The following is a 17,476-nucleotide window of genomic DNA, read 5'->3' on the forward strand; positions in this document are numbered from 1 at the left end:
CGCGAAGCCCACCTCAAGATAAGACTTCCCACACGGTCAACGTGGTAAGACCCCTTGTAGAAGACAAGGTTGATAGGCTGGAGGTGGAAGCGCCGCGAGGCGTGCAGCTGACCAGTACTAATCGGTCGAGGGCTTATCCTAAGTAAGTCCAACACTCACTACGATTCGCTATTCAGTTTTTGTGGAGCACAGAAAGACCCGATCTCACTGAGATCGGGTCTTTTTCGTTACGGCTGCACAATGGTTCGCAAGGTGCCATACAGATGCTGGCTGGGATAGTCTTGGCGATCCACTTGAAACGGTTTGGGAAAGGCGAAGATCTGATAGCTCTGTTCAGTCTGAGTGTCGGGGAATTGCAACGGATATACGATACGTTCGCCGGGCTTTACTTTGGCATAGAGAACAGGATGTTGGTCATCCACAGGAACTTGCTCCCAGTTCATAAAGGCGACGAGCGCATAATCCACGTCTTGCTTCTGTATATTTCCTACCGACAGATAGGCAGGTTCATCGTCTGGAGATTGGAAGAGGATCTTCAATTCCTCAGCTTTGCTGCTGATAAAGACGTTATCGTTCGGGCCGGAGGTAAACGTACGGACCGGCGTTGCGTAGTCCAACGCGCTGTTCTGGCGGCGATGGATCGGAAAGCGCAAGGGAAGCGCTTCTTGCAGCACAGACGCTTTTTCGATGTCCTGATCTTTGACCATGTATTCGGGCTTTGGGATGACGAGATAATCGAGTTCTTGGGCACCTTCTTGAACGGTTGTCTCAATCTTGACATTGACCGTTTGGTTCGGTGTCATGTCAAACGTATAAAAGGTCTGGGTCTTGCCGTCAATCGTAAACGGAACTTGCTTGAAGTCCTCCAAAACCACCAGCCCATATTTGCGGTCGACTTCAAGGAAGTGGCTGAGGCTTAACACTTTGGTGATCCGATTGCCCGACCCCGGCGTTATGACCGTCCCGTTGTCGATGATCTGTCCGTCCGGCTCGTACAGGCCATAGGAGATCGTATTGCTGCCTTTCCCGGAGTCGGGCTGGATATCGGCGTACAGCGGTTCATCTTGCGGTGGATCGAGCAGGAAAATCGAAACACTTACCGCCGCCAGCAAAGCTGCGAATAACCAAAGTCCCGTCTTTTTCTTCATCGCGGTACCTCCTTTTGAAAAAAGGAAAGGAAGAGACTGTACGCAGCCTCTTCATCTCCCAGTATCAGCATCAATAGTAATCCTTCGTTTCATGGTAGACCGTTTTGTAGCCGGCAGCAATGTACGTATGATTGCCAAGCGCATAGTCTGCACCTGTCCCGATGCTGCTCAAAGACACGGACGCTCCGGCATGATTGGAATAATCCTGGTCGTCCTCCGCTTGTCCAAGCAACACGCCTTTCGAACTGTAAATGCGTGCTTTTGCATAGATCCAATCTTCAATTGCGGTGGAATCGGAAGTGGCAGTCGCTTTGGCGGTGAAGTTCCAGTTGGTGGATGCAGTGACGCGCGAGGTAACGGTCGGCGTGGCGTCGGTGCTGATGCCGGAAAGGGAGCGCATCGTCTCGACGATTTGATTCGGGAGGTCTTCTTTCGTGGCAGCGCTTGCTGCCCCGGTCAAACCTGCTGCCAGGATGATTGTGCACAGTACGGCTTTGATCGTTTTTGTCATGGCTTTGGACTCCTGTCTCTTAGAAGTTTTTTGTCGTGGTATGGGTGACGGTGTTGTAGCCCGTCTTTTCATAGCGGTGGCTGCCTTTGGCATAGTCGTCAAAAACCCAAGCGCTGGTATCAGCAGCAGATGCTCCGGCGTGGGTGGTGTAGTATTGCGCGTCGGTGCCGGAGTTGACAAACGAACCGTCCGGATTGTAGATACTGACTTTTGCATAGACGTAGTCCATCATCGCAGATGTGTCAGACGTCGCCCATGCCTCCCCTTTGGTCAAGATGATCTGGGTGTTGACTGCCGACGAGCAGGTGATCGAGTCCAATCCGATCATCCCCTTCACGGGCTGCATGAACGAGGCTACGCTTTCAGGTAACACTTCTTTTGCCGCGCTGGCAACGCCAGTCAAGGTGGCTGCCATCAGCGCAGTGCCGAGGAAAATTCCTACAGTCTTTTTCATCATTCACATAAACCTCCTTAGAAGTTGATCTTTCAGATGTGTATAAAGTATCAGCATATTATCGTAATATCAATTACATTATTAAAAATGTAAAATTCAGAAAAATACCAGATGTGTTCTTGTGCAGACCGGGCAAGGGAAGAATTTGGAAAAATATTTTTAGATCCTAAACGAAAAAACAAGCAGCAACTTCATTTTAGTAATTACTTCAACTTTTTAACGAAACGACAAGGGGCCATTTTTGCTATCTTTACCAAGTGAGTTTTGCCAACGCGGTGCCATACTAAAAACGACTCTTTGTCAAAAGGGAGGAGATCTAATGGACGTTGTAATGAAGCCTGAACTGCGCACCAATGGCGGGGAGACGACGAGCATCTACTACAACGGGGAATGGGCTGGCGACCTGTACCTCGTCTACCGTGAAGGCGACAGTTTGACCGGCACGATGCAGATCGACACCCGTCGCGTTGAGGAAAACGAACTTGAGCATGTTACAGACGAAGTGCGCATCTATGTGCAGCATCTCAGTTCGGCGCTCAATGTCCAAGAAAGCTCCGTGGTCATGATGTATGGCGACATCTCTTCGGTCGTGGAGATGGAACCGATGGACGTGATCTTGGAAGACGACGCGGAGATTATGCTGACCGAAGACGATGAGCTGTATGACGACGATGCCTTCGAGATGGCGGATGACGAAGACTGCGAAGACGAGGAACTGTTCGCAGCTGACGACGTCTACTACGAGGAAGATCCGGGCTACTACGCCGCGGCAGAGGTCGAGGACGAGCCGTTCCATCTCTCTGTCGTCTTCCAGGACGGTGAGCATACCAAGTATCAGCTGCACGACGATGAGCACCGCACGCTGGGCCTCGTCTCCGTCGATGAGATCGGCAACAACGTTTCCGGCCGCGTCGAATTCTGGAGCGACATGGATATGGACGAGACGACAGACATCGCCCGCATCTTAGCTCGCGAGTTCTCGGAGACAGATGCGGAGAGCATTTCGTTTACGATGAACTATCAGGATCAGCACCTCGGTGATTTCCAACTCGAACGCCGCGATTTGATGTAAGAGTCAGCTATCGGCCTCTGCTCGTTGAGCAGAGGTTTTTTTCAAACCCTTTGCAAGGTCAATAGAAAGACCTCGTCCGAAGACGAGGCCTGATATTGCTTAGCGGTTGGTAACCCCGGATGTGGTGCCGCCGGTGTTGCCCATGGTGCGGCCAGTGGTCGTGCCAGTGGTCGTGCCGGTGTTCGTGTTCGTGCCTGCGCCGAAGCCGGCGGTGCCAGTCGTCGGGAACAGGCGGCGGAACATGTCACCCAGATCGCCGAGTCCGCGCAGCGGATGTCCGGATGCTGCATCGCGGACAAAGGCGTCCATACGGTTGTACAGAGCCGGGTTTGCCGAAACGTAAACCGTGGTGATCGACGGATTGCCTTGTTTGACTGCCGAGATGACACGATCTTTGATGTCGTTGGAGACATCGGTGTTGTTCGCGTAGGTGCCAGTACGATTCATGCCGGCATTATTGTTGGTGCCAATGTTGGTGCCAGTGTTATTGGTGTAGGTGCCAACGCGGTTGTTGCCGGACGTGCCGAACAAGCCGGCGCCGGTGCGTCCTGCACCGCGCGTGCCGTCCGTACCGGTCACGCCGCCATTGCCATAATTGCCATTGCTGTAGGTGCCCATGCCGGTGCCATAGGTGCCAGTCCCATAGGTGCCAACACCGTAGGTGTTTCCGGTGCCGTAGGTGCCAGTCCCATAAGTGCTAGGACCGTAACCGCGGCCGGTGCCGTAGGTGCCCATGCCAGTCCCGATCCCGGTGCCAAACAGGCTGCTGCCGGTCCCGGTGCCGTACGTACCGGTGCCAGTGGTGCCGTAGGTGCCAGTTTGCGGCGTCAGCGGGGTTTGCGGCGTCAGACCGGTCGTACCGAAATCGCGGTCGCTCATCGTGCCGCCGTATTGTGATACGTTGTTGGCACGATTGGTGATCGCATTGCGGTTCGCTTGATGGCCGGCAGTCGGAGGCACATCGCTACGGATGCCGGCGCGGTTGCCGCCGCCAAGGTTGGTGCCTTGGTTGATGCCGACATACGCGACATTGCCGTTCGTCAGCACTTTCGCGTCACGAATGCCCGGGATCGCTTCGACGCGGGCTTCCAGCGAGCGGTCGACCCGCAGGTTGCGATACGCGGTGTCACGACCGGCTTGATCACGGACACCCATGCGGTCCCGCACATCGTTGGTCAGCACGTTCGGACGGCGGTCCGGACCCAGATTGTCACGAACGCCCAGCCGGTCTTGGTCAACACGCGAGTTGCGTACGCCGACACCGCTGTTGTCCATGATACGGCCTGCGCGGTCCGTATTGTAGGTGCCGGTGCGGTTGTTCGCATTGTTGTCAGGTGCCGCATTCGGCGTACAACCAGCGAGCAGGGATGACGACAGCAAAAGTGCGCCTGCGAGTGCAGAAAACTTTTTCAAGATGTCAGCCTCCTCAGCAAGTCAATTTAGCGGTGTTTTACCCGCGAGACTATTGTCACCGATCTGCCAGACCCCTACACTGCGCAAAGATTGGAGAGCTCGTAAAAAAAATGGGTATTGACGCAAAAACGAACAAAATGGTATACTCCATTTCGTAGTCCATCACATCACCAACAATTCCGATCTGATAACTGAATACTTTTCGTGCTTTCATCAAGAGAGGTGGAGGGTCTGGCCCTGTGAAACCCGGCAACCGTCAGTTCGTGTGGCAATGAACTGAAATGGTGCCAATTCCTGCGAAGCGTTCATACGTTTCGGCAGATGAAAGACGCAAGAGTTGATCGCCTTGTGTCCTTCGTTTGCGGAAGGGCATTTTTTATTGCTCAAAAACAGACAAGTGACAAATCATAGAACGAGAAGGAGGGGAGACGCCCATGATCAAACTGCAGAACCTTCGCAAAGACTACTATGTGAAAAAAAGCGCGGTCACCGCACTCAAGCGAATCGACTTGACGATCGCGAAAGGGGAGATCTTCGGCATCATCGGCCACAGCGGTGCAGGCAAATCCACGCTGATTCGCTGCATCAACCTGCTGGAGCGGCCGACCGAAGGCACCGTGGAGATCGACGGCGTCGATTTGACCCGCCTGAACGCACGGGAACTGCAACACGCACGCCAGAGCATCGGCATGATCTTTCAGCATTTTAACCTGCTGTCATCAGCTACAATCTATGAAAATATCGCCTTCCCGCTCCGGCTCGCCAAAAAGCGGCCGGCAGAAATCGACCGCAAAGTAAAAGAACTGCTCGAACTGGTCGGCCTCGGTGAACACGCGAAAAAGTATCCCGCGCAACTCTCCGGCGGCCAAAAACAGCGCGTCGGCATCGCCCGCGCCTTGGCGAACGACCCGAAAGTACTGCTCTGCGACGAAGCGACATCTGCGCTCGACCCGATGACGACCCACTCGATCCTGCGCCTGCTGGCCGACATCAACAAAAAGATCGGCATCACGATCGTTCTGATCACCCACGAGATGGGAGTGATCCAAGAGATCTGCGACCGCGTCGCCGTGATCGATGGCGGTGAAATCGTCGAAGAAGGTCCGGTCGTCGAAGTGTTCCTGCGCCCGCAGCGCCAGATCACCAAAGAGTTCGTCGAGCAAGTCAGCGACTTCGAACTACCGCCAGAACTGCTCAGCCAGCACGTCAGCGGCGCTGTGCCGCGAGGACAGCACCGTATCGTCCAAGTCTCGTTCCTCGGCGATGTGACGTTCCAGCCGATCATGTTTGAAGTGCTGCAGCAGGAATCGGTGCAGTTCAACATCCTGCACGGCACGATCTCGCGGATGAAAGACACCCCGTACGGACGCCTGGTGCTCGAGCTGACCGGCGAACCGGCAGACCTCGACCGGGCTGTCAGCACCATGAAAAACCGCGGGCTTGATGTGGAGGTGATGCAGTGATGGAAAACCTGCTGCTCGAACTGTTTCCAAACGTGTTGTGGCCAGAGATCTGGAAGACGTTTCTCGAAACGCTGTATATGGTGGGCATCGCCACGTTGTTCACCGCCGTGATCGGGCTGCCACTCGGCGTGCTGGTCTTCCTGACCGCACCGGGCCAACTGATGCAAAACCGCCTAGCGTATCAGATCCTGTCCCTCGTGATCAACGTGTTTCGTTCGATCCCGTTCATCATCTTGCTGATCCTGATCATTCCGTTTACGAAGTTCATCGTCGGCACTTCGCTTGGCGTCACCGCCGCGATTCCGCCGCTGGTGATTGGCACCGCGCCGTTCTTCGCCCGACTGGTCGAAACCTCGCTGCGCGAAGTCGACCGCGGCGTGATCGAGATGGCGCAGTCGATGGGCGCTTCGACCTGGCAGATCATCACCCGCGTCCTGCTGCCGGAAGCGCGTCCCGGCATTCTCGCCGGTCTGACGATCACGCTGGTTGCACTCGTCGGCTACTCGGCGATGTCGGGCGCGATCGGAGGCGGCGGACTCGGTGACCTGGCGCTCCGCTACGGCTACCAGCGCTTCCAGATGGATGTGACGGTCGTCGCGACGGTGATCATGATCCTGCTCGTGCAAGTGTTTCAGGTGCTCGGCGACAAACTCGTCTCGCACTTTAGCAGAAAATAAAGAATCCAACAAACTCTTACAAAAAAGGATGACGCTATTATGAAAAAACTGCTCCTTGGCGCAATGACCCTGCTGCTCTCCGCATCCCTCGTGGCATGCGGCACCGATTCCGCAAAAAAAGAGAACGCAACTGGCGACGCAGGCAACGGCGTCGTGACGCTGAAAGTCGGCGCAACGCCGGTACCGCACGAAGAGATCCTCAAACACGTCGCACCGCAGTTGGAAAAGGAGGGCGTACATCTGGAGATCGTTTCCTTTAACGACTACATCCAGCCGAATGTTCAGCTCGGCGACAAGCAGCTCGACGCGAACTTCTTCCAGCACATTCCGTACCTCGAAGACTTCTCCAAAGAGCGCAACCTCGACCTGACTCACATTGCGGGCGTACACATCGAGCCGATGGGCGCCTACTCGAAAAAATACAAAAAAGCGTCCGACCTGCCGGATGGTGCCACGATCGCCGTGCCGAACGACGTGACCCAAGTGGGCCGTTCCCTGGCGCTGCTTGAGAAAAACGGTCTGATCAAGCTCAAAGCTGGCGTTGGCATCTCCGGCACCCTCAAAGACATCGTCGAAAACAACAAGAAATTCAAGTTCAACGAGCTGGAAGCTGCCATGCTCCCGCGCGTGCTCCCGGAAGTCGATCTCGCAGTGATCAACACCAACTTCGCGCTGCAAGTTGACCTCGTCCCGACCAAAGACGCACTGTTTATTGAAGACAAAGACTCTCCGTACGTCAACGTTCTTGCCGTTCGCACCGAAGACAAAGACAATGCAGCGTTGCAAAAGCTGGCGAAAGCGCTGAACTCCGAAGATGTGAAGAAGTTCATCAACGACAAATACAAAGGCGCGATCGTTCCGGCATTCTAAGCGGACTACAAAACGCCTCCGGTTGGACGAAGACTCGGTCTCTAGACCGAGTCTTTTTGTTTTCCCTGCATGGTACGATGAAGTCAACAAAGCACAGATGATGAGGAGGATGTTCCCCATGCTTAACTTCTTGCTCGGTTCGCGAGCGAAATTCGAAGGTACCAAAGAAGTCACCCTGTCCCCGGACGGCTTGGCCGACCACCTGAAGGCGCACGTACATAACGGTCGGATCTCCGTCAAACAGGCCGATCAAGAGCACGTGCTGGCAATCGTGCACATCGTTGTCAAAGGCGAGCTGGCCGAAGAGATCACAGACATCTCAGACGCCGACCGTTTCTGGGAGCTGGGACAAAACGGGGGCTGCGTGTTCTTCGAACAGCGCGAGTTCACCCGATTCTACTCCGGTTCTTCCGTCAAAGTCAGCGTCGAGCTGATCGTGCCCCAAGCGCTGACCCAGGCCAGTCTGGAAAGTCATAACGGGTCGATTTCCGTCCGCGACTTTGCCGGAAAAGTGTTTGCGCATTCGCACAACGGTGCGCTCGAACTCACAGCGATCACCGGCGATGTGAACGTGCTGTCCCATAACGGCTCGATCAAACTGCAGCATGTTGCGGCAACATTCGTCCGGGCGGAGACCCATCACGGCAACATCTTCCTCGACACCGTTTCAGGTGATGTGGAGCTGGATACCCGCCATGGCAGCGTGGAGTCGAAACACATCGACGGCTCCTTGCGCCTGCTCTCCCGCAATGGCTCGATCTGTGTGGAGCAAGTGGCCGGCGATCTGAAAGCGGAAACGCACAACGGCAAGATCGTCGTCCGCGAGTGCGGCAAAGATGTCACCTTGCATACGCACAACGGTTCCGTTCGCGTCCAAACGAAAGCCGGAGTAAACGGAACGTGGAAGGTCAGCACCCACAACGGCGGCATCGAACTGAATGTGCCGCAGGAGACAAACGCCACGTTCCATATGCACACGTCGGCCGGCAAAGTGCATGGCAATGCGATTCCCGTGCAGTCCCATGGCTTTGTGCAAAACATCATCGTCAAAAAAGGCGATGGCGAGCATCTGGTGGAAGTGGAGACGCATCGCGGCAGCATCGAAGTCAGCGAGCACAAGTGACAAGGAATTATTTCCTCGGCAATAATCGGCGATAATCTTTCAGCGTTCGACAGGAAAAAAACAGCGAATTGTGGAATGATGGGAGGTGTACCGGAAAAAGGAGGAGTGTTCCGATGGATGTAGGGCTCCATAAGAAAGTCGTCCTGGTCATGGCGGCGAGCAAAGGATTGGGCAAAGCGGTCGCAGCCGAATTCGCCCGCGAAGGCGCGCAGGTGATGATCGCAGCCCGTTCCGAAGCGTCACTGCTGCAAGCGGCAGCCGAGATTCGCGAAGCGACGGGTGGCGAGATCGAATGCTGTGTGGCTGACGCTTCCAACCGTGCCGACATCGACAGCTTGATGGAGCGGACGATTGCTCGCTTTGGAGGACTGGATGTGCTGGTCACCAATGCGGGAGGGCCGCCCGGCGGGACTTTTGATGATTTTGAAGATGAGATCTGGGAACGCGCGTTTCAGTCAAACCTGCTCAACGTGGTTCGGCTGATTCGCGCCGCTTTGCCGCATTTGCGCAAGCGCGGCGGCGGGCGCATCTTGAATATTACTTCGACTTCGATCAAACAGCCGATCGAAGGTCTGATTTTGTCCAACACGTTTCGGGCCGGCATTCAAGGCTTGGCGAAGACGCTGGCCGTAGAGCTGGCAGTCGACAACATTTTGATCAACACGATTGCGCCGGGCCGGATCGACACCGACCGGGTGCGCGAACTGGACGCTGCCCGCGCGCAAGCGCAGGGCAGGACGGTGGAGCAGGTGCGCAATCTGCATGAGCAGAACATTCCGCTCGGCCGCTACGGCACGCCGGAAGAGTTCGCCAAAGTCGCGGTGTTCCTCGGCTCGCAAGCGAACACATATGTTACCGGCTCCTCGCTCTTGATTGACGGCGGCATGGTGCGGGCACTATAGCCGATGACAACAAAGAATCATGCGGTGAAAGCACTGACGAAAAAGCTGGCCATCCTGCTCATCGTCGTTCTGCTCGTCGTGCTGGTCGTCGTCTACCAGCACGATCTGTCCGATTTATTCAGCGGTGCCAAAGACGAACCCCTCGCCGTGTTTCTGATCGCCGTGTTGTTTGCGCTGGTGCCTGCTGTGCCATTTGGACTGGTCGGCGCGCTGATCGGCGCGATGTACGGCACCTTGCTGGGCGGGCTGCTGACTTGGGGCGCCTCGACGACGGCAGCGCTGCTGATGTTTCTGTTTGCGCGTTACGTGTTTGCGGAGCAGGCGGGCAAATGGCTGCACCGCTATGAAAAGATCGAGCGTTTTACCAGGCTGTTTGCGCGCAACGCGTTTCTGGCGATCCTGTTCGCCCGGCTGATCCCGATCATCCCGGCCGTCGCAGTCAATGTGTACTCGGCGATCGCCCGCGTGCCGCTTCGGGTCTATCTGGGGGCGACCGCGCTTGGCAAGCTGCCGACGATGATCGTGTTTGTCACGATGGGGGAGCAGGCGATGAGCTCCTGGCAGAACCTGATGCTGGTCGTGCTGTTCTATGCGGTGTTTCTCGGCATTGTCTCTCTGATCTACAAAAAAGTTGAGTCCTGATGGACTCAACTTTTTGTGTTAGACGGCCGCTCCGGCGGTCTGTTCATGCGGTTTTGTTTTGCCCAGCGCCCGGCCGAGCAGTTGATAGTGGGCGATGGCGGCGATGATCAGCAGCACGCCGATGATCGAGAACCACGCCTCACCGCCATATTTGGCGAACGTCAGTGCCCCGATGGTCGGAGCGAGCGTCCCGGTCACACTGTAGTGTGCGCCGAAGATCGCAAAATAACGTCCGCGCAGTTCCGGCGGCGACAGGATCGAGATCGCCTTTTGAATCTGCGGCCCGTTCAACATCTCGCCGATCGTAAAGGAGATCTCTGCGAGCACCAGCACCCAGAACGTCTTTGCCCAGCCGTAGCCAAACGCGGTACAGGCGAGGAACAGAAACGCGATCAATATGACGTTGCGCACCGGGAAGCGGTCGGCAAACTTGGCGATCAGGATCTGCGTGCAGACGACCATCGTGCCATTGATCGCCAGCAGGGTGGCAAACGTAGTGAGGTAATCGTCGAAGTTCGTTTTCATATGCTGAGGCAGGATGATCTCCACCTGCGAGTAGAGCATCGCACAAGGCACCATCGCCAACGTCAGCCAGATCAGGATCATATGCTTGCGCGGCTTAAACTCCGGTCGCGCGCCAGGTTCGCCGGCCGCTGCCTTGGCGTTGTTCGCACGCATCTCTTTCGGAAGCGTCTCCGGAACTTTCCAGATCAACAGCACAAGGTAGATCAGCTCTGCCAGCGCACAGATGCCAAAGGCGATCGCCGGGTCGACCTTGTAGATCATCACGCCGATCAAAGGGCCGGTGGCCGCGCCGACGTTCAGCGCGGTGTGCATCAGCGCGAACACTTCCGAGCGCTTCTCTTCCGGCACCAGGTCGGTGATCTGCGCTGATGCCGCCGGCCAGAACATCGACTGCCCAAGGCCGTTGATGATCGTAAGCATGGCAAACGTCAGCACCGAGTCGGCGAAGATGTAGCCGATCATCGTCCCGGCTTGCGTCACCAGCGCCGCCACCATCATCGGCTTGCGGCCGTAGCGGTCGGCGAGGTTGCCCGAGTAAATGCCGGCGATCATGCCGGTCAGAGGCTGCAGACCGACGATGACTGCGGTGAGGAGTAAGTTGCCTTCCAATTTATCAAATAGATATAAAGCGAGAAAAGGACGAATCATAAAACTGCCAAATGTCGTTAAGATCGTGCCGATCACGCGAATCCAGATCGCTGTGTCATAGCGGCCCAGAATCCCGTACACAAACTTCATTCTCCTCACCCCCGTGTATTCTGAGTAGTATACAAGAAGACGAGTTGAATTGGATAGAGGATTTACGAAAGATTAAATATTCAGTTTAAGGGCGTTCGGTTTCGACGGCGTGCCAAGCACAGAGCGGGAAATCAAGCGGTGCATAAACAGGGCCGACAGGACCAGCAGCACGGCGATCAGCGTAAACCAATACGACCCGCCGAGGTGACCGAAGCCAAAAGCGCCAATGAACGGGCCTAATGTGCGCGTCAAGTTCCAGTTCAGCCCGTAGATGGCAAAATAGCGGGCGCGAAACTCCACGGGTGCGAGTGTCGCGATCGCCTTTTGCGACTGCGGCATGAACAGCATCTCACCGAAGGTGAAGATCAGTTCGGACAGGAGCAAGAGAGCCAGCGACCCCGACCAGCCGTAGCCGAGCGCGGTAACCGAGCAGAGCAGAAGCCCGTAGAGCACGACGCGCTGCATCGGATACTTCTCCGCCAGACGGGCGGTGAGGATCTGGAAGCACATGACGAGAATGCCGTTAAAGGTCATCAGAAGGGCAAACGTTTCTACATAGTTAGTGAAGTTCGTTTTCAGATGCTGTGGCAAAATGATCTCGACTTGCGAATACATAAACGTAAACGGCAGAATGCCCAGCGTCATCCACCAGAGCATCTTGTGCTCGCGAAATCGCAGCTTCGGCATCGGCTGTTTGCCCTGGGTGCCGTTGCTGCGCGTTTTTTCGCGCACTTCTTCCGGCAGGGTTTCCGGGATTTTCGTCAAAATCAAAAGAGCGAAGATCGTCATGGTCGCGGCGGAGAACAAAAAGACGTAGCTCGGATTCATCTTGTACATCAGGACGCCGATCGCCGGCCCAATCGCAACGCCTATATTAAAGCAGGTGTGCATCAGCGCGAACACTTCGGCGCGCTTTTCCTCCGGCACGATGTCGGCGATCTGCGCACTGGCGGCCGGCGCGAACAAGGACGAACCGATGCCGTTGATGACCGAGAGGATGGCAAACAACAACAGTGATTCGACAAAGGCGAACCCGACATAGGTCAGCACCGCGATGCACAGGGAGCCGAGCATCAGCGGTTTGCGGCCGTAGCGGTCGGACAGTCCGCCCGCATAGAGCGAGGCGATCATCGAAGACGCCGGCTGAAGTGCCACGATCAGCGTGGTGACCAGCAAGTCCCCTTGCAGTTTGTCATAGAGATACAGCGCGAGAAACGGACGGAGCATGAAGGAAGACATCGTGTTCAGCACCGATCCGATGGCGCGAATCCAGATCGCGGCGTCATAGCGGCGATAGATCGTCAGCATCCAGTTCACAATCATTCACCTCAATAGAACAGCTAAATTTATCTTTTAAGTATACTCGAAAGCTTACAGGGAAGAACAGCCCTTATTTTTCTGAATGTTGTGGAGGTCTTGGGATGTGGAAAGAATTGCGCGGCGTGCGTTTGTTCCGCGATCTGTCAGAAGAGTTTTTGCAGTTGATCTACAGCGTGACGCGGCTGAAAAAGGTGTCGCGCGGCGAGACGATCTTTTGGGAAGGTGACCCGTTTTCGGCGATGTACGTCGTGCGCTCCGGCAAGGTGCGTTTGACCAAGTCGACCACCGACGGCAAAGAGATGATCGTCTACATCCGGCAGGACGGGGAGCCGATCGGGGCGGCGATGCTGTTTTTGGACCAGCCCTACCCGGCGACCGCCAAAGCGATGGAAGACTCGGAAGTCTGGATGATTCCCAATGCGGAGCTGGAAGCGCTGGTGCGGAAGAATCCGGACTTGGCGATCGCGATCATCCGGCTGTTGGGTGAACGTCTGCTGCAGACACAGGCGCAGATGCGCGACCTCGCCCTGCAGGACAAATGGGGGGCGCTGATCTCGACCTTGCAGCGGCTGACCGACGATTACGGGCGGGTGACGCCAGCGGGAATCGTGCTCGACATCAACTTGTCCCATCAGGAGCTGGCCAAGATGATCGGCTCGACGCGGGAAGGGGTCAACCGGATGATGAGCCAGCTGAAAAAAGCGAACCTACTAGATGTGGTGCGCGGGGAGATCACCGTGTTTGATCCCGGGCGGCTGCAGGATTTTCTGAAAGACTCCTAATCAGGCGTCCCGGTGCGGGGCGCCTGTTTGCTTGCGCGGGCAGCTCCGCCCAATTTTCCAATCTCACGGACACATAGGGAGCGGGCGCATATACTGCCAGTGACATATGACTAAGGAGGTCGACCGGTTTGAAGCTGCACACCGTCCAAAAGGGAGACTCCCTCTGGAAAATCGCCAAGATGCACGGCATCACCCTCGATGCGATGATCGCTGCGAATCCGCAGCTTGCCAATCCCGATGTGTTGGAGGTTGGCCAGCAGGTCAACGTCCCGCTGCTGCCGGGCGTGCCGGAGTATGAAGGTCCGGGCACCGATGTGGTGCCGCCCGGTATGGGGCCAGTGGCAGAAGAGCCGGAGAGACCTGGCCCTGACATGGCGCCGATCGGGGGGCCGTCGTATCCGTCCGTCCCGAAATGGGATGGCCTGTGGAAATACGTCGTCAAACAAGGCGACAGCATGTTCAAAATCGCGAAGCAAGTAGGCGTCACCCTTGACCAGTTGAAAGCTGCGAACCCGCAAGTGTCGAACCCAGATCTGATCTACCCTGGTCAAGTTCTCAATATCCCCTCTGCCGGTCTCAAGCCAAAAAGCAACACCGCTCCGATGAGCAAAGAGCAGTTGACAGCACCGATGAGCAAAGAACAACTGACTGCTCCGATCATCCAGCAACCCATGGTGCAGATGCCGATGAGCAAGGAACAGCTGACCGCACCGATTTTTGAACAGCCCCTGATGCCCAAAGAAGTGTTGACTCTACCAAAGGAGATGGCGCCTGTGGAACAACCGATCATGCAGCCCCCGATGGCTCAGCCCCAACCGCAAGTATCCCCGATTGAAATGAACATTCAATACGCTCCGCACATGAACTATGCACCGCATGAGGAAATGGTGCAAGTCCAGCAAGTGCAAATGCAGCAGCCTGTGCATCACCACCCGATGATCATGTACATTCCGGTTTCTTATAAGAAGCATAAGTGCAAGAAGAGAAAGCACAAGTGCTGCCCCAAGAAAAGAGTCTGCCATTGCGGCGGCCACAAGCATCACGGCCATCTGGGCCTGATGTACGGCAACGTGCACCACGAACTGATGATGCATCAACACATGCAGATGATGCACGGCCATGGCGTGGGCCATCCGGGCGGCATGATGCCCAAGACGTTCTATCGCGAAGAAGACTGATCGCAGGGAAAGGGAAGCCCGTCTTGGCTTCCCTTTTTTATGGAGAGGGGGTGCCGGGATGGGACTGTGCTGACAGACAGCCTGCTCGCGAAGTTGGAGCGGGCGTATGGACTCACGTTTTCCCACGCGGTCAAACTGCGCACCGTGACCGGCGTGCGCACCAGCGGCGGCGCGATGATTCTCAAACGCTATGAAGGCGAAGGCATGAAAAAGCGGCTCGACGCGCTCGGCACTGCGCTCGAAGTGGTCGTGCGAAGCGGCGTGGAGATCGCCCCCTATGTCAAGACGAAAGAAAACAGCGCCTACATGAGCGATCGCGGCGCGCTGTGGACGTTGCAGCCGTGGCTTGCCGGCCGGCATCTTTCGCTGCACGATCGCAGAGAGCGCCACGCGGCTGCGGCGGCGCTGGCCCGCCTGCATCGCGTGCCGACCGCCCGGCAGGTGGAAAAGTCGTTTTATCTGCGCGTGCCGCCGCTGTGGGAAAAGTACCGCCACCGGCTGGAGCGCGCGCAGGACGCGACGCTGCGCACGATCGCCTTGCGCGATCTGTGGCGTCCGTTTGCTGAGCGGGCGCGCCAGGCGGTGCGCGATCTGCAGGGGCCGAGCTTCTTGCGGGCGCTGGAGCGGGACACGCGGCGCGGGGCGCTCTGCCACCGCGACCCGGCGCCGCACAACTTCATCTGGCAGGGCGGGTCGGCGGCGATCATCGACTTTGACCTCGCCGGATTCGATGTGCGGGCGCATGACCTGTACCAATTGCTGAATCATGCCTTATATCTGAACGGACACGCGCCAGGGCTGTTTCAGGAGATGGTGGAGGCGTATGAAGGCACGTACCCGCTGTGCGAAGACAACCGGCGCCTGCTCCACGCTTTGATGACCTACCCGTCGCTGGTGATACGCGAATGGTATGATTTTGGCAAGAACGGCAACAAAAAAGCGCTGCTGCCGCGCCTCGAATGGGCGGCGCTCCAAGAGGAGAAGCGCTATGCGGAACTGAAAAACGAAAGGCACAGCCCGTAGCGGACTGTGCCTTTTTGCCATGTACCTGCTGCTATTGAACGTTGACGTTGGTGCCCTGGTCTGAGTCTTCTCCAGCGTTTTCGTTCTCTACCGACGCGATCATCGTCAGTCCAAACCCTAATGTACCTACCAACAGAACAAGCGCGATCACTCCGGAAACCAAGACACCATCGCCCCTTTCACATCATCGAGTTCGTTATATAAATAGACGAATCGGACATGTAAAAGGTTTCAGATTATTAAGATGTTTTTTCGGGAAATTCTAGGAAAAGCCTGCCCTGCATATATACAGCAAAGCAGCATTTTTGGAGGGAGTTGCAGCATTTCCCCTGTTCCTCCTCATCTTACGTCGAAAGTGAACGATTTATGACAGCTGGAGTCGGGAGGGAAGCTACATTATGTCTACCTGTAACTGCCATGGCTTTCTCGCGGGATCTATGTTAAAAAGGAAATGTATGTTCGGCATCGAATACATTCCTACCGAACGTCTAAGGAGGAATTGCCAGCATGCGGATACTTGGAATCGACCCCGGATACGGTCGAACCGGATACGGCGTGGTCGATTTGATCGGCAACCGATTGAAACCTGTGGAGTACGGGTGTGTGGAGACGAAGCCCAACACGCCGATTCCCGATCGGCTGGTCGAGATCTACGGCGCCATTCGCGAGATCATCCAGCGGCATCAGCCCGATGCGATGGCGGTCGAACAGATTTTCTTTGCCAAGAGCGTAACGACTGCGCTCGATGTGGCCCAAGCGCGCGGCGTGGTGCTGCTCGCAGCACGCGAGGCCGGTCTCGCAGTCGCAGAATATACCCCGATGCAAGTGAAGCAGTCGGTCGTCGGCTACGGAAAAGCCGAAAAGAAACAGATTCAGGAGATGGTGCGCATGCTGCTTGGGCTCGCCAAAATCCCCAAGCCGGACGATGCGGCAGACGGCTTGGCGATCGCGATCACCCACGCGCACACCGCTCCCCTGCAAAGCCTTGCCGAAAGGAAGTTGAAGCCGTGATCGCATTTGTTGAAGGCGTCGTCGCCTATGCGGAGCTCGACCATGTGGTGATCAACGTGAACGGTGTCGGGTACCGCGTGTTCGTGACCGGCACCACCGCGTTTCAAATGAAAGAAGGCGAAACCTTGCGCCTGTTCACTCACCATCATGTTCGGGAGGACGCGCATCTTTTATACGGGTTCCGCACGAAAGAAGAGAAAGAGCTGTTCAACCGGCTGATCAATGTGAACGGCATTGGGCCGAAAGTTGCACTATCGATCCTCGGCGCAGGCACTCCGGACCAGTTTGTGTTTGCCGTTCGCTCCGAAGATGTCAATTTCCTGACCAAACTGCCGGGCATCGGCAAGAAAACGGCCCAACGCCTGATCCTTGATCTCAAGGAGAAGCTGGACGATCTGGCCACCCTGCTGCCCGTGCCGCCGCTGTCCAGCGGAAAAGGCGCGGTGAAGGCAGCGCCTGCATCTAAAGGACTAGGAGCCGAGTTGCATGAAGCGTTGACCAGTCTCGGCTATACTGAAAAAGAAGCGCATGAGGTTGTCCGAAGCCTTGCGGAAGAGATAACTGAAGGTGTTCCACTTGAAAGCCTGATCAAGCTCGCTCTGAAGCAAATGATGCGCCAATAAG

At 56.2% G+C, this 17,476-nt stretch carries 18 protein-coding genes, 1 rRNA gene and 1 riboswitch; of the genes, 13 read left to right on the forward strand and 6 right to left on the reverse strand.

Annotated features, from left to right (window positions below):
- A 23S ribosomal RNA gene (locus EV586_RS11715) occupies positions 1–141 on the forward strand; the annotation flags it as partial.
- Positions 142–227: 86 nt separating this feature from the next.
- Here the strand turns inward: EV586_RS11715 and EV586_RS11720 are convergent.
- From EV586_RS11720 to EV586_RS11730, 3 genes are all read right to left on the reverse strand, one after another.
- On the reverse strand, positions 228–1,148 hold the full coding sequence (locus EV586_RS11720) for a hypothetical protein (RefSeq protein WP_132945308.1): 921 nt from the start codon (positions 1,146–1,148) through the stop codon (positions 228–230).
- 70 nt (positions 1,149–1,218) lie between these two features.
- Positions 1,219–1,659 (reverse strand): hypothetical protein, encoded by a 441-nt coding sequence (locus EV586_RS11725; RefSeq protein WP_132945309.1) that lies wholly within the window; start codon positions 1,657–1,659, stop codon positions 1,219–1,221.
- 19 nt (positions 1,660–1,678) lie between these two features.
- Positions 1,679–2,116: a hypothetical protein gene (locus EV586_RS11730; RefSeq protein ID WP_132945310.1), complete on the reverse strand. Its 438-nt coding sequence runs from the start codon at positions 2,114–2,116 to the stop codon at positions 1,679–1,681.
- A gap of 316 nt (positions 2,117–2,432) precedes the next feature.
- On the opposite strand from EV586_RS11730, the gene EV586_RS11735 reads away from it, so the two are divergent.
- Positions 2,433–3,185 (forward strand): hypothetical protein, encoded by a 753-nt coding sequence (locus EV586_RS11735; protein WP_132945311.1) that lies wholly within the window; start codon positions 2,433–2,435, stop codon positions 3,183–3,185.
- A 99-nt stretch (positions 3,186–3,284) separates the two neighbouring features.
- On the opposite strand, the gene EV586_RS11740 is transcribed toward EV586_RS11735, so the two are convergent.
- Positions 3,285–4,598, reverse strand: coding sequence for a YhcN/YlaJ family sporulation lipoprotein (locus EV586_RS11740; RefSeq protein ID WP_132945312.1), 1,314 nt, complete (start codon positions 4,596–4,598; stop codon positions 3,285–3,287).
- A gap of 207 nt (positions 4,599–4,805) precedes the next feature.
- A riboswitch (SAM riboswitch) is annotated at positions 4,806–4,926 on the forward strand.
- A 106-nt stretch (positions 4,927–5,032) separates the two neighbouring features.
- On the opposite strand from EV586_RS11740, the gene EV586_RS11745 reads away from it, so the two are divergent.
- From EV586_RS11745 to EV586_RS11770, 6 genes are all read left to right on the forward strand, one after another.
- On the forward strand, positions 5,033–6,061 hold the full coding sequence (locus EV586_RS11745; RefSeq protein ID WP_132945313.1) for a methionine ABC transporter ATP-binding protein: 1,029 nt from the start codon (positions 5,033–5,035) through the stop codon (positions 6,059–6,061).
- Positions 6,061–6,738, forward strand: a complete 678-nt coding sequence (locus EV586_RS11750) for a methionine ABC transporter permease (RefSeq protein ID WP_132945314.1) — start codon at positions 6,061–6,063, stop codon at positions 6,736–6,738. Before EV586_RS11745 ends, EV586_RS11750 begins: the two co-directional genes overlap by 1 nt.
- Before the next feature lie 39 nt (positions 6,739–6,777).
- Positions 6,778–7,608, forward strand: a complete 831-nt coding sequence (locus EV586_RS11755; protein ID WP_132945315.1) for a MetQ/NlpA family ABC transporter substrate-binding protein — start codon at positions 6,778–6,780, stop codon at positions 7,606–7,608.
- A 118-nt stretch (positions 7,609–7,726) separates the two neighbouring features.
- Positions 7,727–8,731: a DUF4097 family beta strand repeat-containing protein gene (locus EV586_RS11760; RefSeq protein WP_165898552.1), complete on the forward strand. Its 1,005-nt coding sequence runs from the start codon at positions 7,727–7,729 to the stop codon at positions 8,729–8,731.
- 113 nt (positions 8,732–8,844) lie between these two features.
- Complete coding sequence (locus EV586_RS11765; RefSeq protein WP_132945317.1) at positions 8,845–9,633, forward strand: SDR family oxidoreductase; 789 nt, start codon at positions 8,845–8,847, stop codon at positions 9,631–9,633.
- A 3-nt stretch (positions 9,634–9,636) separates the two neighbouring features.
- Positions 9,637–10,275 (forward strand): TVP38/TMEM64 family protein, encoded by a 639-nt coding sequence (locus EV586_RS11770; RefSeq protein WP_132945318.1) that lies wholly within the window; start codon positions 9,637–9,639, stop codon positions 10,273–10,275.
- An 18-nt stretch (positions 10,276–10,293) separates the two neighbouring features.
- Here EV586_RS11770 and EV586_RS11775 read toward each other — a convergent pair whose 3' ends face one another.
- Both EV586_RS11775 and EV586_RS11780 read right to left on the reverse strand, forming a co-directional pair.
- Complete coding sequence (locus EV586_RS11775; protein ID WP_132945319.1) at positions 10,294–11,538, reverse strand: MDR family MFS transporter; 1,245 nt, start codon at positions 11,536–11,538, stop codon at positions 10,294–10,296.
- 72 nt (positions 11,539–11,610) lie between these two features.
- On the reverse strand, positions 11,611–12,861 hold the full coding sequence (locus EV586_RS11780; RefSeq protein WP_481937761.1) for an MDR family MFS transporter: 1,251 nt from the start codon (positions 12,859–12,861) through the stop codon (positions 11,611–11,613).
- Positions 12,862–12,959: 98 nt separating this feature from the next.
- Here EV586_RS11780 and EV586_RS11785 point away from each other — a divergent pair, with 98 nt between their 5' ends.
- The 5 genes from EV586_RS11785 to ruvA all read left to right on the forward strand — a co-directional run bounded on the left by EV586_RS11785 (position 12,960) and on the right by ruvA (position 17,475).
- On the forward strand, positions 12,960–13,640 hold the full coding sequence (locus EV586_RS11785) for a Crp/Fnr family transcriptional regulator (RefSeq protein ID WP_132945320.1): 681 nt from the start codon (positions 12,960–12,962) through the stop codon (positions 13,638–13,640).
- Positions 13,641–13,768: 128 nt separating this feature from the next.
- Positions 13,769–14,818, forward strand: coding sequence for a LysM peptidoglycan-binding domain-containing protein (gene safA, locus EV586_RS11790; protein ID WP_132945321.1), 1,050 nt, complete (start codon positions 13,769–13,771; stop codon positions 14,816–14,818).
- Positions 14,819–14,884: 66 nt separating this feature from the next.
- Positions 14,885–15,841 carry a phosphotransferase gene (locus EV586_RS11795; protein ID WP_165898553.1) on the forward strand — a complete coding sequence of 319 codons (957 nt, stop codon included), beginning with the start codon at positions 14,885–14,887 and terminating at the stop codon, positions 15,839–15,841.
- A 507-nt stretch (positions 15,842–16,348) separates the two neighbouring features.
- Positions 16,349–16,852: a crossover junction endodeoxyribonuclease RuvC gene (gene ruvC, locus EV586_RS11800; protein ID WP_132945323.1), complete on the forward strand. Its 504-nt coding sequence runs from the start codon at positions 16,349–16,351 to the stop codon at positions 16,850–16,852.
- Entirely contained in the window at positions 16,849–17,475 is a 627-nt protein-coding gene (gene ruvA / locus EV586_RS11805) for a Holliday junction branch migration protein RuvA (protein ID WP_132945324.1), read from the forward strand. The genes ruvC and ruvA overlap by 4 nt, the downstream gene beginning before the upstream one ends.
- The last annotated feature ends 1 nt before the right edge of the window (position 17,476 follow it).

It is taken from the genome of Tumebacillus sp. BK434, assembly GCF_004340785.1.
Taxonomy (GTDB): domain Bacteria; phylum Bacillota; class Bacilli; order Tumebacillales; family Tumebacillaceae; genus Tumebacillus_A.